The 15,244-nt window shown below is 61.9% G+C and carries 8 protein-coding genes; 3 read left to right on the top strand and 5 right to left on the bottom strand.

From position 1 onward, the window contains the following. Window positions 1-380: 380 nt before the first annotated feature. Entirely contained in the window at window positions 381-1,553 is a 1,173-nt protein-coding gene (locus tag ABW043_RS19375) for a GAF domain-containing sensor histidine kinase (RefSeq protein ID WP_353922841.1), read from the bottom strand. 161 nt (window positions 1,554-1,714) lie between these two features. On the opposite strand from ABW043_RS19375, the gene ABW043_RS19370 reads away from it, so the two are divergent. After that, entirely contained in the window at window positions 1,715-2,077 is a 363-nt protein-coding gene (locus tag ABW043_RS19370; RefSeq protein ID WP_353922840.1) for a response regulator, read from the top strand. A 210-nt stretch (window positions 2,078-2,287) separates the two neighbouring features. On the opposite strand, the gene ABW043_RS19365 is transcribed toward ABW043_RS19370, so the two are convergent. Then, the gene (locus ABW043_RS19365) at window positions 2,288-5,080 is read right to left on the bottom strand and encodes a bifunctional aconitate hydratase 2/2-methylisocitrate dehydratase (protein WP_353922839.1); all 2,793 of its coding nucleotides are present in this window, start codon (window positions 5,078-5,080) and stop codon (window positions 2,288-2,290) included. A 323-nt stretch (window positions 5,081-5,403) separates the two neighbouring features. On the opposite strand from ABW043_RS19365, the gene ABW043_RS19360 reads away from it, so the two are divergent. Both ABW043_RS19360 and pbpC read left to right on the top strand, forming a co-directional pair. After that, entirely contained in the window at window positions 5,404-10,887 is a 5,484-nt protein-coding gene (locus tag ABW043_RS19360; RefSeq protein WP_353922838.1) for an alpha-2-macroglobulin family protein, read from the top strand. Next, window positions 10,884-13,013, top strand: coding sequence for a penicillin-binding protein 1C (gene pbpC / locus ABW043_RS19355; protein WP_353922837.1), 2,130 nt, complete (start codon window positions 10,884-10,886; stop codon window positions 13,011-13,013). Before ABW043_RS19360 ends, pbpC begins: the two co-directional genes overlap by 4 nt. Here pbpC and ABW043_RS19350 read toward each other — a convergent pair. From ABW043_RS19350 to ABW043_RS19340, 3 genes are all read right to left on the bottom strand, one after another. After that, window positions 13,010-13,288 carry a helix-turn-helix domain-containing protein gene (locus ABW043_RS19350; RefSeq protein ID WP_353922836.1) on the bottom strand — a complete coding sequence of 93 codons (279 nt, stop codon included), beginning with the start codon at window positions 13,286-13,288 and terminating at the stop codon, window positions 13,010-13,012. The genes pbpC and ABW043_RS19350 overlap by 4 nt on opposite strands. Window positions 13,289-13,342: 54 nt before the next feature. Next, the gene (locus ABW043_RS19345; RefSeq protein WP_353922835.1) at window positions 13,343-13,600 is read right to left on the bottom strand and encodes a helix-turn-helix domain-containing protein; all 258 of its coding nucleotides are present in this window, start codon (window positions 13,598-13,600) and stop codon (window positions 13,343-13,345) included. 81 nt (window positions 13,601-13,681) lie between these two features. Further along, window positions 13,682-15,217, bottom strand: coding sequence for a sensor histidine kinase (locus ABW043_RS19340; protein WP_353922834.1), 1,536 nt, complete (start codon window positions 15,215-15,217; stop codon window positions 13,682-13,684). Between the last annotated feature and the right edge of the window lie 27 nt (window positions 15,218-15,244).

Genomic DNA, 15,244 nt, shown 5'->3' with positions numbered 1-15,244 from the left:
TGCGATACTCATTTCCTGGTTCTTAAAAATTGAAAGATACGCAACAACAGCAATTATTAGCGACACGATACTGCGCCAATTTCGGCCTAGCGAACGACCGATTTCTTGATAGCTAACTTTCATTTCCTCAACCGCCAGAGTGCTCATTCTCAAATCATACTATAGATTAGCGCAGCGTTGCGTCTGGTGACGCCGGAGGCAGGGATGGGGTGGGAAACGGAACGGCCGCTATTGGCTCTAAGGATGCAAAAGCGGACCTAAGTTTTCTCGCGTCTGTTAGCCATTCGCGCGCCGCCTTTTAGGTGCCAAGCTGAGGGCATCCTTTGCCCAGATGCCATAGCCTTCGCTGGGAAACGTAGCCGGAGCTGGGTGAGGATTGGTCACAACGGCATGGTGAACGTGAAACGGGTTTCGCGGGCGTCTGACGAGACCTTGATAGTCCCGCCATGAGCTTCAGCAATTTCCGAGGCGATATAGAGACCTAAACCAAGTCCCTGGAGGCTTGATTGCGCGTCGCCACGATGAAAGGGCTGAAACAACCTTGCAATTGCTGCATCGGGAATTGGCTGCCCCCCATTCGCGACCGACAACTGCAAATTGCCATCGACGACCGCCGCCTCGACAAGGATGGGCTGGTCTTCAGAACCGTGGGTAATTGCGTTGCCGAGCAGATTTGAGAACATTTGCCCAATGCGTGCCTGATCCACCTCCACGCCGTGTGACAGGTCGAAGTGCATTTCAATGACACGGTCAGGGTGGCCGGCTTTGATCTCGTTGACGATCTGGGCTAGCAGCGGCTCCAGCCGCTGATCGACCGCGCGCTGCAGGCCAATTCCCCCGCCAAGACGTCCCCGGGCAAAGTCCATCAAATTGTCGATGAGCCCGCCCATCCGCATGACGCTCTCGCCCATGAGGCGAAGAATTCGAGCGGACTTCGGGTCGTCATGCATCTTGGAGAGCATCCGTCGCCCACCTTCCAGGCCCGCAAGCGGGTTGCGTAGATCATGGCCGAGCACTGCGATGAACTGTTCACGAAGGTCGGAGATCGCCTCGCCGTCAACGAGCTTGGTCTCCGCGATGTTGATCCGATCCTCGGCGTCCAGATGGTAGGCGATCAGCTCGGCAAAAAGCGTGAAGGTGCCAATGATCTGGGGATTGTTGACCTGATGCGGATTGGGATCGATGGCGCAGAGTGTTCCAAAGAACCGACCATCTGGCAGAACGATTGGCACTGAAATATAGCTTTGCAGACCATACAATTGCGGCGTGTGGTGACTCTTATAGGTCGCGTCTTCTGCGACATTGTCGATCGCAACAATATGCCGATGTTGCCGAATTTCGTGACAGAGAGTTGTCTCGACCTTCAGCTCGCCACCGGGTGGCAACCCGAAATGGATGTTGTCGAGAACCTGGCAGGCAACCCAACGCTCTTCAGTCACGCGGGCGACGGCGGCAAAACCCATGCCTGTCGCCCGGCAGACGACGTCCAGAATCGTTGGCACCGCCGCAATTCTTTGCACGGCGTCGATGTCGTTCTGAAAGTCATGGGTCATGGTGGAGCTTTGCAGATGATATCGATGCTATCGTAATGAGTTGCCCCCGACATGTCATGAACTTCATCGTGATACTCATGCCATGCATCGTAATGTGAACAGCGCCGTTGACCAGAATGTCAGTTTGCGTCCGCTGGCCCCCTCATGCCAATGGAAAGCTCATGACACCTCCTTTTGTTATCCTCGTGGTCGAGGACGAGCCCCTCGTCAGCATGGCGCTAGCAGATGATCTGGAGTCCGAGGGATTTGTCGTGATCGAGGCTGCCAATGCGGCGGCGGCAGTCCAGATTCTCGAGAGCCGTACCGATATTCGGATCGTGATTACCGACGTCGACATGCCGGGAACGATGGATGGGCTCATGCTCGCCGCGGCCGTATTCGCCCGATGGCCACCGATCCGTATCATCGTTGTATCCGGGCACCGCAGCGTTGTGATCACGGACATTCCCGATGGCTCGGTTTTTTATTCCAAGCCTTACCGAAGTGCAGAGATCATCAAGACGATGAGCGAAATGCTGGGCTAATGTCCGCTTTTGATGGCCGACAATTACCAGCGTTGCGACCGAAATGGGGTCGAAAGCTGACGTCTCGGGCGCGATTAATGTGAAGCGCTCAAAAAAAACGCGGCGGGAGGCTGACCTACGCCAGAATCTCCTAAACGCAAAAGGCCCTGCTTATTGAGCAGGGCCTTTCGTCATTTGTCGCAATTTCACCCGACTAGGGCTCTGACGCCCTTAGAAGTGCACCGACTTCGAATCCATGGGGTTGGACGAGGTCGGCGGGGCGAACTTCGTCAAATCGATGCCGACCACGGCGGCCTTGTATTCGTCGGCGCTGGGGGTGCGGCCGAGGATGGCGGAGAGGACAACCACAGGCGTCGAGGCGAGGAGGGATTCGCCCTTCTTTTCGGCGGTGTCTTCAACGACGCGGCCCTGGAAGAGGCGGGTCGAGGTGGCGAGAACCGTGTCGCCCTTTTCGGCCTTTTCCTGGTTGCCCATGCACAGATTACAGCCCGGACGTTCGAGATAGAGAATGTTCTCGTATTCCGTGCGGTTGGCGGTCTTGGGCTTGAGGTCATCGAACTCGAAGCCGGAATAGCGCTGGAGGATTTCCCAGTCGCCTTCTGCCTTGAGCTCATCGATGATGTTGTAGGTCGGGGCGGCGACGACGAGCGGCGCCTTGAATTCGACCTTGCCGGTTTCCTTTTCGAGGTTCTTCAGCATCTGGGCGACGATCTTCATGTCGCCCTTGTGAACCATGCACGAGCCGACAAAGCCCAGGTCCACCTTCTTGGTGCCGCCATAGTAGGAAACCGGGCGGATGGTGTCGTGGGTGTAGCGGCGCGAGACGTCGGAATTGTTGACGTCGGGGTCGGCGATCATCGGTTCGTCGATGAGGTCGAGGTCGACCACGACTTCAGCAAAGTACTTTGCATTGGCGTCGGGCGAGAGGGCCGGCTTTTCGCCCGAGCGGATTTCGGCGATGCGGCGATCGGCCTTGGCGATCAGGCCCTTGATGGTCTGGGCAGCATTGTCCATGCCCTTGTCGATCATGATCTGCATGCGCGACTTGGCGATTTCGAGGGACTCGATCAGCGTCTCGTCTTCAGAGATACAGATCGACGCCTTGGCCTTCATCTCGGCCGTCCAGTCGGTGAAGGTAAAAGCCTGGTCGGCGAGCAGGGTGCCGATGTGGACTTCGATGATGCGGCCCTGGAAGACGTTGTCGCCATGCTGCTGCAGCATCTGCGCCTGGGTGGCGTGGACGACGTCGCGGAAGTCCATATGGGGCTGCATCTTGCCCTTGAAGGTGACCTTGACCGACTGCGGGATCGGCATGGTGGCTTCGCCGGTGGCAAGGGCCAGCGCCACGGTGCCCGAGTCAGCACCGAAGGCCACGCCCTTGGACATGCGGGTGTGCGAGTCACCACCTATGATGATGTCCCAATCGTCCACGGTGATGTCGTTGAGGACCTTGTGGATCACGTCGGTCATGGCGTGATAGTGGCCGACCGGGTCACGAGCGGTGATGACGCCAAAGTTGTTCATGAAGGCCATGAGCTTTGGAATATTGGCCTGGGCCTTCTTGTCCCAGACGGACGCCGTGTGGCAGCCGGACTGATAGGCGCCATCGACCAGCGGGGAAATGACCGTGGCGGCCATGGCCTCGAGTTCCTGGGCGGTCATCAGGCCCGTGGTGTCCTGCGAACCGACAATATTGACCGTGACGCGCACGTCCGAACCGGCATGGAGGACCTTGCCGGGGGTGACGCCGACGGCGTTGCGGTTGAAGATCTTTTCGACCGCGGTCAGGCCCTGGCCTTCAACGGTGATTTCCTTGTTCGGGGCAAAGACCTGCGGGGCGGTGACGCCGAGGGTCTGGGCCGCAAAGGTCTGCAGCTTCTTGCCGAAGACGATGGCGTAGGACGAGCCGGCCTTCATGAATTCGGTCTTCTGCGGGGTGAAGGCAGAGGCGATATCGACCAGCTCATTGCCGGCTTCGTCGCGCAGCTTCTTGGTCTTGGCATCGATGGTGAGCACCGTGCCGGTTTCGACCGAGTACTTCTGCTCGAGGATCGGGTTGCCCTCGTTGTTGAGGATCGGCTTGCCGTCCTCGCCGAGCTTCTTGACCCAGTTCTTGAGATTGAGGCCGATGCCGCCGGTCACGTCGACGGTGGTGGCGAAAATCGGGGAAATGCCATTGGTGCCGGCAACGATGGGGGCATAGTTGACGAAGGGCACATAGGGGCTGGCCGGCTTGCCGGTCCAGAGGGCGACGTTGTTGACGCCGGACATGCGCGAGGAGCCGACGCCCATCGTGCCCTTTTCGGCGATCATCATGACGTGCTTGTCGGGGTGCTGCTTCTGCAGCGCGACGATTTCCGCCTGCGCGGCAGGGGTGATCATGCACTGGCCGTGCAGTTCACGGTCGGCGCGCGAGTGGGCCTGGTTGCCGGGGGAGAGAAGGTCGGTCGAGATATCGCCTTCGGCGGCGATGAAGGTGACGACCTTGATCTCGTCGGCGACGTCGGGAAGCTTGGTGAAGAACTCGGCCTTGGAGTAGCTCTCGAGCACGTCCCTGGCGACGGCATTGCCGGCCTTGTAGGCATCGCGCAGGCGGAACATGTCGGCGTCGTAGAGGAAGACCTGGGTTTTCAGCACATCGCCGGCTGCCTTGGCGATGGCGGGGTCATTGCCGAGGGCCACGTCGAGCAGCACTTCGACCGAGGGGCCGCCCTTCATGTGCGAGAGCAGTTCGAGGGCAAAGAGGGGGGTGATTTCGGGGACAAGCACTTCGCCGAGGATGATTTCCTTGAGGAAGGCGGCCTTGACCGTCGCGGCGCTCGTCGTGCCCGGCAGGGTGTTGTAGATGAAGAATTTGAGGGCATCGGCGCGTTGCGGATTGGCGGCATCGCGGATGATTGCGATGATCTCGCCGGTAAGGCCGCCAGCATCGATCGGCTTGGGCGCAAGACCCTGCTCTTTTCTGCTATCGATTTCGGCCAGGTAATCGGAGTAGAGGGTCATCGCAATCTCAACATCATGATGTGTGGGGCGCTGAGACGCAGCGCCACTATTGTGTGTCGCCGGTCAGCCTAGAGCCATTGGGTTCGCATTGCGTAAACCGCGGCCTCGCGACTTGTTACCCCATTTCGCACAAGAAGCGGTACTTTTGAATCAGCAAGGGCAGGTTCAAAAATAGCAACGCTCGGGATGGCGGGTTTGGCGCGCGGAAACCGGTGCATTTCCTTGACCTCACAAACAAAATCCGGCGCTGTCATAATTTCTGCACCACTTGCATTCTCACTGGGGTTGGCTTCCTTATGCGGGGCCGTTTTTGGGAGGGCAGGATGCTGGGTGGACGCCGCGCAATTCGTTCCGTCTTTGGCGCTTTGGTTTTGGCCCTGGTTGGGCTCATGCCGGTTGCGGCCGAGACGAAGATAACGCTCTTCGAAAACACCGACCTGCCCGGGTTCGACTATTCCATCGTCAAGAATACCGACCTCGATAGCTGCCAAGCGGCGTGTAGCGAGGACAGTATCTGTCGCGCGTTCACCTATAATTCGCGCAGCGAATGGTGCTTCCTCAAGGGTGATATCGGCGATCGCGCCGAGTTTTCGGGCGCCACTTCGGGCCGTGTCAGCCGCTCGCCCACCCCGGCGGTGACCGAGGCGGTGCGGCAGGCAGAACTGCCGTTCCCGGCGCAATCGCTGGTCGATTCCGCCAAGGGTTTTGCGCGCGACCTGCCGCAGACCGACGCGCCGGCGCCGAAGTCGATCTATGCCGATCTTGTGGCTTCGGGCGACGAAGAGGTGGCCAACGAAAATTATCAGGCTTCGATGGTGGCTTACCGTCAGGCGCTGGCCATCAATGCCAATGACCGCGCGGTGTGGCAGGCGCTGGCCGAGGCCGCCTTGCGGCGGGCCGATGTCGTGGCCGGGCAGAGCGAGGGGGACAATAGCTATGACCTCTCCTATGTCGGCTCCAATGCGGCGATGAATGCCTTTTTGCGTTCGACGAGCGAAGACGAGCGGGCCGCGAGCCTGCGTGCACTCGCCAATGCCATGGAATATCGCGAGATGTGGCGCGAGGTGATCGCGACCTATCGTGCGGCTTTGGCGCTGGTGCCGGATGCAGATGTCGAGGCGCATCTCGATAGCGTCGTGGCGCAGCACGGGTTCCGGGTGACCGATCATGTGGTGGATGCGGAAGCCGCGTCGCCGCGCATCTGCGTGGTGTTTTCCGAGCCGCTCGGCAGCACCGATCTTTCCGCCTATGTGTCTGTCGCCAATGCGCCGCAGGTTTCGGTCGAGACCGAAAGCGAGCAGATCTGCGTCGAAGGCGTGCAGTATGGCAATCGCTACACGATCAAGCTGCGGGCCGGGCTGGCTTCAGCCAATGGCGAAGAGCTGCGCAAGGATGTTGATCTGAGCGTCTATGTGCCCGATCGCGCGCCCTTCGTGGGCTTTGCCAATAATGCCTATGTGATGCCGGCAGGGCTCGGCGGCGGGCTGCCGATTACCTCGGTCAATGCCGAGACGGCGGAGGTGATGATCTATCGCATTGGCGATCGCGGGATTGCGACGGCGGTGCGCGATGGCGTGTTCCAGGGAAGCCTCAGCCAATACAATGCCGAGGACATTGCCGATCGCGTGGGCGAACAAGTGTGGACCGGCGAGGTTGATCTCGCTCAGGGCGACAACAATGCGCTGACGACGACGGCCATTCCGGTGGCCGAGGCGCTGGGGACGCTGGAGGCTGGGGCCTATGTGATCACGGCGCGGATCAAGGGCGAGCCGGAAGACGATTATTGGTCCGATCTTGCGACGCAGTGGTTCATCGTCACCGATCTGGGCGTGACGACGATTGCCGGCGACGATGGCGTGCATGCCTTTGTGCGCAGCCTCGCGACGGCGCAGCCGGTGGCGGGCGTCGATGTGAGGCTCGTGGCGGTCAACAATGAAATACTGGGCGAAGCGACGACAGATGCGGATGGTCGCGCGGTGTTTGCGCCGGGTCTGGCGCGCGGCACGGGCGGAAGGGCGCCGCAATTGCTGGTGGCGGAGACGGAGGGGGATTATGCCTTCCTCGATCTTTCCAAGCCCGCGTTTGATCTGACCGACCGCGGCGTGGAAGGGCGTCCGTCGCCGGGGCCGCTTGATCTCTTCATGACCACGGAGCGTGGCGTCTATCGGCCGGGCGAAGTGGTGCATCTGACCGCCCTTCTGCGCGATGCAAAAGCCGAGGCGGTGGAGAACCTGCCTTTGACGCTCGAAGTCGAGCGGCCGGATGGCGTCGTGGCGTCGAGCCAGGTGATGGATGACGAGGGGGCAGGCGGCTACTATGCAGCGTTGCCTATGGCCAGCGAAGCCATGCGTGGCTCCTGGACGCTGCGGCTCTATTCCGATCCCAATGCCGATGCGCTGTCGAGCACGACTTTCCTCGTGGAAGATTTCGAGCCGGAGCGTCTGGCTTTTGAAATCAAGCCGCAGGGCGAAGGGGCGTTTAGCGCCACTGACGTCAACCTGATCGATATTGCGGCCAAGTATCTCTACGGCGCGACGGCGCCGGGGCTGTCGGTGGAGGCCGACGCCATTGTGCGGCCGCGCACGACGCTGCCGGAGTTCCCTGGTTTCACCTTTGGGCGTCTCGACGACACCATCGAAACCACGCGTGAGCCGCTCGGTGTCGTCGGGGTGACCGATGACGAGGGCAATGCAGTGGCCGAGGTGAGCTTGCCCGAGGGGCAGGCGACGACGCGGCCGCTAGAAGCGCAGGTGCTGTTGCGGCTGGTCGATACCAGTGGGCGTACGGTCGAGCGGAGCATCACGCGGCCGGTGCTGGCGGATGGCGACCGGATCGGCATCAAGCCGGTCTTTGCCGATGCGACGGGGCTCGAAGAGGGCAGCGAAGCGCAGTTTGAACTGATCGTCGTGTCGCCTGAGGGCGAGAAGGTTGCGGCGACTGGGCTTGGCTGGACGCTGTCGCGGGTCGAGACCAATTACCAGTGGTATCGCAATGGCAGCACCTGGCAGTGGGAGGGGATCACCACCACGCGCGAGATTGCCAATGGCGAGGCTGATACGCCGGATGGCGGTTCGGTGACCGTGGGCGCTAATGTGAATTGGGGGCTCTATCGTCTCGAAGTCGAGGGGCAGGGCACCTCGTCGAGCTATGAATTCTACGCCGGCTACTATTATGCCGATGCGGGTTCGGACACGCCGGACACGCTGCAGGTGGCGCTCGACAAGCCTGCTTATAAGGTTGGCGAGACGGCGAACCTGAAGCTCGATCCGCAATTTGCCGGTACGGCGCTGGTCATGGTGATCGACAATCGCGTTATCGCCATGGAAGCGGTGGAAGTGCCCGAAGGCGGCACGACCGTGCCGCTTGAGGTGACCGAGGAATGGGGGCCGGGCGCCTACGTGACGGCGGTGCTCTATCGTCCGTCCGACACGGCGGAAAAGCGTATGCCATCGCGTGCGCTGGGTCTGGCTTTTGCCGACGTCGAGCCGGGCGATCGCAAGCTCGATGTGAAGCTCGGTGCGCCGGATGTGACGCTGCCGCGGCAGAGCTTTGAGGTGAGCGTTGATCTGGCCAATGTGGCTGCGGGCGAGAAGGCCTATGTGGCCGTGGCCGCTGTCGATCTCGGCATTCTCAATGTTACCAATTTCAAGGTGCCGGCGCCGGATGACTATTACTTTGGCCAGCGCCAGCTCGGCATGGAAATCCGCGACCTCTATGGTTCGCTGATCGATCCGACGCAGGGCTTGCCGGGTGCGATGCGCTCGGGTGGCGATGGTGGCGGTTCGCGCCTCGGCACACCGCCGCCGATTTCGGTGCTGGTGGCGCTGCATACGGGCATTGTGGAAGTCGACGAGGATGGGAAGGCTACCGTCACGTTCGACATGCCTGATTTCACCGGCACGGTGCGCGTCATGGCCATGGCCTGGACCGCTTCGGCTGTGGGGCATGCTTCGGCCGATGTGATTGTGCGCGATCCGGTGGTTGTGACGCTGAGCCCGCCGCGCTTCCTGCGTGTCGGCGACGAAGCGCGGCTGCTGGTCGAGGTCAACAATGTCGGCGCGGCCGCTGGTTCCTATGAGGTGGCGCTGTCCACGGGCGAGGGAATTTCGACCTCGGCGGAGACGACCGACGTGGAACTGGGTGAGGGCGAGCGGACTGCGCTTGATCTCAAGCTCAACGGCATGCAGATCGGCGATTGGCCGGTGCAACTGACCGTCACGGGGCCGGATGGAACGACGCAGACCAAGGAATTGCTGCTTGGTGTGCGGCCGACCAGTGCGCCGGTGACGACAAGCCGGTTGGTGGCGATCAAGGCAGATGGCAGCGTTTCTATCGACGCGAGCTATTTCGATGGGCTCTTGGCCGATACCGGGTCGATGACCCTCGCGATCGGGCCGATTGCGCGGCTCGATGTGCCGGGACTGTTGCTGTCGCTCGACCGCTATCCCTATGGCTGTGCCGAACAGACCTCCAGCCGCGCCCTGCCGCTGCTCTATCTCAACGAGGTGGCGCAGATGATCGGGGTGGCTGGGGATGACAAGCTCAACCAGACCGTTATCGACGCTATTGCCAGCATCCTGGCCAAGCAGACGTCGGCCGGCGGCTTTGGCCTTTGGGGACCTTTCGATGGTGGGGATTTCTGGCTCGATGGGTTCGTGACCGACTTCCTGCTGCGCGCCAAGGCGGCCGGTTATGCCGTGCCCGAACAGGCGCTGAGCATGGCGCTCGATAACCTTTCCAACCAGCTCTCCTATGCCAGCGACTTCGAGAATGGCGGCGAAGACATTGCCTATGCGCTTTACGACCTGGCCCGTGCCGGCCGGGTGGCGATGGGCGATCTCCGCTACTATTTCGAAGCCCGTCTTGATGCCTTCGGTTCGCCGCTGGCACAGGCGCAGCTTGGTGCCGCACTGGCGCTTTATGGCGATACGACGCGCGCCAATGAGGCGTTCGAGGCTGCGGTCGAGAGCGTGGGCAGGGCGCGGGACAGCAATCGCTATCGCAGCGATTACGGTAGCCGGTTGCGGGATATGGCGGGTGTCTTGGCACTGGCGGCTGAGTTCAAGCCGGCGGGTGTCGACCTGACCTCGCTCGCCAACCAGTTGGCAAAGTTGCGCGATCGGACCCGCTATACCTCGACGCAGGAAGACACCTGGACGCTGCTGGCCGCCTCGGCTCTCGGGGCGAGCAGCACTGACGGGTCGATCACCATCAACGGCGAGGCGTTGACGGGGCAGGTCTATCGCCGCGTCGAGCAGGCCGGTTTCGAGACGGTCGAGATTGCCAATGGCGGTTCGGCTGACACAGAAGCCAAGGTGACGGTGACGGGTTATCCGGCGGTACCGCCGGATGCTTCGGATGATGGCTTTGCCATTTCGCGGGCCTATTATCTGCCTGATGGCACAGAAGTCGATCCGACCGAGGGCACGCTCAGCCAGAACGACCGCTTGATCGTGGTGCTGCGCGTGCGGCCGCATGAGCTGGGGTCGGGGCAGTATGCCGTCGCCGATCCGCTGCCGGCGGGCTTTGAAATCGAAAACCCGAACCTGTCGGATGGCGAGGGCGTGTCGGATTTCAACTGGCTGTCGCTCAACATCCCGGCGCATGTGGAATCGCGGACCGACCAATATGTCGCCGCCTTCCGCTATGGCTCTGACCCCGGCACGTTCACCACGGCCTATATGGTTCGCGCGGTGACGCCGGGCACGTTCGTGCTGCCGGGCGCGACGGTGGAAGACATGTATCGTCCTGAATTCCGCGGCAATACGGCGGCGAGCTCGATCGAGATCACCGCCCAGGGCCAATGACGGAAGAGGGTAGAGATACGAAGGACGAGCAGCAGCGCCCATGGGTGGCGCGGCTGACGCTTTTTGGCTTTTCGGTTTTTGTCTTGGTGCTGGCTGGGGTGATCCAGCTCGTGTCGTGGACGACGACGATTTCGGCGTCGTTACCGGCGGTGCCTGATCTCGAGACGCTGCCGGTTTCGGCTGAGGTGACCGACCGGGATGGGCTGCTGCTGCGGCCGTTCACGACGGCGGGTGGGCATTGGCGCCTGCCGGTGACGCGGGCTGGGGTCGACAAGCGCTTCATCGACATGCTGATTGCCTATGAGGATCGTGGGTTTGCGAGCCACGAGGGCATTGCGTGGAATTCCATGCTGCGGGCTGCGGGGCAGTTTGTGCTGGCTGGGGGCAGGGTGGTTTCGGGCGGCTCGACGCTGACCATGCAGGTGGCGCGGCTCATCGAAGGGCAGCCGACGCGCAATGCCTTCGGCAAGCTCAGGCAGATGATCCATGCGCAACAGCTTGAAGACGCTCTGGGTAAAGATGAGATTCTCGATCTCTACCTGACGCTGGCGCCCTATGGCGGGAACATTGAAGGGATTCGAGCGGCGACGCTCGCTTATTTCGGCAAGGAGCCGACGCGGTTGACGACGGCGGAGGCGGCTCTGCTGGTGGCGCTGCCGCAATCGCCGGAGGCGCGACGGCCGGATCGGGATCAGGCGGCGGCTTTGGCGAGCCGGAACATGGTGCTCGATCGGCTGGTGTCGATCGGAACGATTGCCGAGGAAGAGGCGCGGGCGGCAAAGCTTGAGCCGATCCCGACGGCGCGAAAGCCGTTCCCCATGCTGGCGGCGCATATGGCGCAGCAGGCGGTGAAGGCACAGCCAGCGGCGCGAACGGTTGAACTGACGCTCGACAAGAGATTGCAGGATGCGCTCGAGCGGCTGGCGGCAGCGCGGGCGCGGTCGATCGATCCGCGCGTGTCGGTGGCGATCCTCGCGGCGGACATCGATACGGGCGAAATTCTGGCCTCGGTGGGATCGGCGGGACTGTTGGCGACCGAGAGCGCCGGCTTTGTCGACATGACCAAGGCCGTGCGCTCGCCGGGTTCGACGCTGAAACCGCTGATCTACGGGCTCGCGTTCGAACTGGGCCTGGCGCATCCGCAAAGTCTCATAGAAGACCGGCCGACAGCTTTTGGCGGCTATGTGCCGGTCAATTTCGACGGGTTCAATCGCGGTACGGTCACCATCCATGATGCGCTGACGGAATCGCTGAATATTCCGGCGGTGGTGGTGCTCGATGCGGTGGGGCCGGCGCGGCTGGTGTCACGGTTGAAGCGGGCGCATGCCAATCCGCTGTTGCCGGTGGATACTGCGCCGAGCCTTGCGGTGGGGCTGGGTGGTGTGGGGATCACCCTGCGCGATCTCGTTTCCGTCTATGCCGCGCTGGGGCACGGTGGCGTGCCGGTATCGCTTTATGACGGGCTCGGCGAGCGGCCGGTGCCGCAGATTTCGGCCCCGGTGCTCGATCCCGTTTCGGCCTGGTATGTGGCCGATATCCTGGCCGATGTGCCGCCGCCGTTGAATGGTTCGCCGGGGCGTGTCGCCTACAAGACCGGCACGTCCTATGGCTATCGCGATGCCTGGGCGATTGGGTTCGATGGCAAGACAGTTGTGGGTGTCTGGGTGGGGCGGCCCGATGGGGCGCCGGTGCCGGGTCTGTCCGGGATCACCGGGGCGGCGCCGATCCTCTTCGAAGCTTTCGATCGATTGGGAAGTCGCAAGGCGGCTTTGCCCAAAGCGCCATCGGGAGCGCTGTTTGCGTCCAATACAGAACTGCCCTCGCCCTTGCGGCGGTTCAGGCATCCGGATGAGGATCTTGTCGCGCGGGTTTCTTCGCCGGAGATAGCCTTTCCCGCTGATGGGGTGGACGTGGATCTCGGGCTTGGGCGCGGGTCGCTGTCGCCGCTTGTCGTCAAGGTGCGAAACGGCGTGCCGCCCTTTACGTTCTTTGCCAATGGCGCGCCGTTCGGGCGGTCGCAATTTGCCCGGCAGGATAGCTGGACGCCGGATGGGCCGGGCTATGTGACGCTGTCGGTGGTCGATGCCGAGGGGCGGGGCGATACGGTGACGGTGTTTCTGGACTAGCTGGCGTCAGACCGCGTCGAAGGACGGCGGCCGGCCTTGAGAGGCTTGGGACGTGCTTCGTCGAGTGCCGGAGGCACGAAAAGTTCGGCAATGGAGACAGAGAGGGCCGTGGCCACCTTGTCGAGAATGCCGATCGAGGGATTTTCCATTCCGCGCTCGAGCCGGCTGACATAGGTGCGATCCACCGCTGCAAGTTCGGCGAGTTTTTCCTGGGACAGCTTTCGCTCGACGCGAAGGCGTCGCATGTTCCAGGCTACCAGTTCCCGACTATCCATATAAGTTTCAGCGCTCCCCAAGAGAACGCTACACAAAGCAAGCCGGCGGTGCAATCAGGCGTAACGTAGTAGCTGTGCTTGATTTTCTACAATGGTTACTTCGGCGAAGAGATCATGCGGGGTGACCTCAAGTGCCGCGCTCAGCTCATCGAGCTGATCCAGCGTAATTTCGAGCGAAGAGTCGATCAGGTCTGCAACCGCTTCGCTGGGCCAGCCCAGCTTTTCGGCAAGCGTATCGAGGCTGATACCCTGCATTTCGCAGAGCCGCCGGACGTTTTGTCCGAGGAGAGTGGCGGCCGGCAGGCGGTTCATTGGCGTTCCGAATCGTGGACTTGAGCCATTTGACTGTATCGGTGATGGGGCAGCGGCCGGTGGGTATTAAGGAAGGCGCTGCTATCCCTTTTGAGGTAGGACGATGCCCTTGCGGTTCTTTTCGTCGATCATCTCAGCGCCGAGAAGGCTGGCCGCCTGCGAGACGATACGCAGGCCCAGGCTGCCCCGGCTTGACCGATGCGGTGCCGAGGGCACGAAACCATCGATGACGAGTATGCCGATGCCGGTTTCCCGCGGCTCGACCCGAACTTCGACCGTGCCGCCTTCGGGCGTGAGGCGGATGGCGTTGTCTAGATAGTTGGACAGGATCTGGAACAGCAGATCGCGGTCGGAAATCACGGTGAGATCGGTATCTGGCCAGACGAGGCGTTGGGAGCGGCGCTGGGCCTGGGGGATATAGGTGGCGCGCAATCGGTCCATCAACTGCACCAGCGGCAGGGGGGCCAGTTCGGCGCGGACCTCGCCTGTGTCGAGGCGGGCATAGGACAGGATGCGGGTGAGCAGCTCCGAGGTCACCCCGCCGAGCTGGCGAACGCGGGTCAGGGCGGTGTTTCGAATCTCAATGGCGCTCTGGTCGTCGATGGCGGCGACGGTGAGGTTGATGGCTTCGACCGGCTGGCGCAGGTCGTGGCCAAGCGAGCGCACGAGATGGCGCTGCAGTTCATAGGCCTTTTCCAGCTCCTCGGTGCGCTGGGCGACGAGGGTTTCGAGCCGTTCGGTGGTCTGTTGGCGTTCGGTGGTTGCCGCGCCGACGAGAAGGGCAGCGATGGCGGTGGTCAGCAGAAGGGCGGGGAGGCCGGCTACTTCCACGGCACCGGTAAAGATCATGGCGACGGACGGGGTGAGGACGCAGGTGAGCAGCGCTGCCGCCGCGGCATGCTCGAAGCCGCCGCGAAGGGCGAAGACGAGCACGGACGGCAGCACGAGATACCAGAGGTTGATATCGAGTGATGGGCCCAGCGCGCCAATGAGCGATGCGAGGGAGAGCGTTGCCGCCTGAACGACGAAGGCGCGCGCGCTTGGCCAGCGCCAGGCGCCAACCGGCAGGCGCAGGCCCACCATGATGGCGGGAATCATCATGGGCGGGACCATGACCGCGCCCAGCGCATCGCCCAGGAACCAGGGTTCGGCGAGAGGCAGGACGCCGGAGGGATCGACCTGACCGAGCAGCACGCTTTGCCCAATGCCGGCCGCGGAGGCGATCGAGGCGGCGACAAGCGCCGCGCCGATGAACCACTGGACCTCGCCCCAGGTGCGGAAGGGGATCGAGATCCGCATCACATGGGTGAGGAAAAATCCGGTGCCGCCATAGATCAGATAGATTCTGATGCTGTGGAGAATGAGATCGAAGTCGCTGGTGATGTGAATGTCGAAAATCTGCCGCATGGGCGGGGAAGCCAGCGAAAGATGGGCCAGGAGCGGCACCAGTTTCAGCCATCGAGGGGCTGCCATGACGATGGCCATGGTGACGCCGGAGGGCAGGAACCACACACTTGAATATGTTCCCGAAACCGTAAATAGATCGGCGATGCGGAACGATACGAGCCAAATCGCGGCAAGAAGAAGTACCGTGATCGTGGTCCGTAAAATTCGCATAAAATCCACTAAACTGCTGAACTGGTT

Origin of the sequence: Devosia sp. (assembly GCF_040509215.1) — a bacterium.
Classification (GTDB): Bacteria; Pseudomonadota; Alphaproteobacteria; order Rhizobiales; family Devosiaceae; genus Devosia.
The sequence above is the reverse complement of the archived record's forward strand: the minus strand, read 5'-3'. Positions and strand labels throughout refer to the sequence as shown.

Coding starts and splice junctions, on each gene's coding strand:
- ABW043_RS19375 (WP_353922841.1), bottom strand. CDS start 1,553: ATGACCCATGACTTTCAGAACGACATCGACGCCGTGCAAAGAATTGCG.
- ABW043_RS19370 (WP_353922840.1), top strand. CDS start 1,715: ATGACACCTCCTTTTGTTATCCTCGTGGTCGAGGACGAGCCCCTCGTC.
- ABW043_RS19365 (WP_353922839.1), bottom strand. CDS start 5,080: ATGACCCTCTACTCCGATTACCTGGCCGAAATCGATAGCAGAAAAGAG.
- ABW043_RS19360 (WP_353922838.1), top strand. CDS start 5,404: ATGCTGGGTGGACGCCGCGCAATTCGTTCCGTCTTTGGCGCTTTGGTT.
- pbpC (WP_353922837.1), top strand. CDS start 10,884: ATGACGGAAGAGGGTAGAGATACGAAGGACGAGCAGCAGCGCCCATGG.
- ABW043_RS19350 (WP_353922836.1), bottom strand. CDS start 13,288: ATGGATAGTCGGGAACTGGTAGCCTGGAACATGCGACGCCTTCGCGTC.
- ABW043_RS19345 (WP_353922835.1), bottom strand. CDS start 13,600: ATGAACCGCCTGCCGGCCGCCACTCTCCTCGGACAAAACGTCCGGCGG.
- ABW043_RS19340 (WP_353922834.1), bottom strand. CDS start 15,217: ATGCGAATTTTACGGACCACGATCACGGTACTTCTTCTTGCCGCGATT.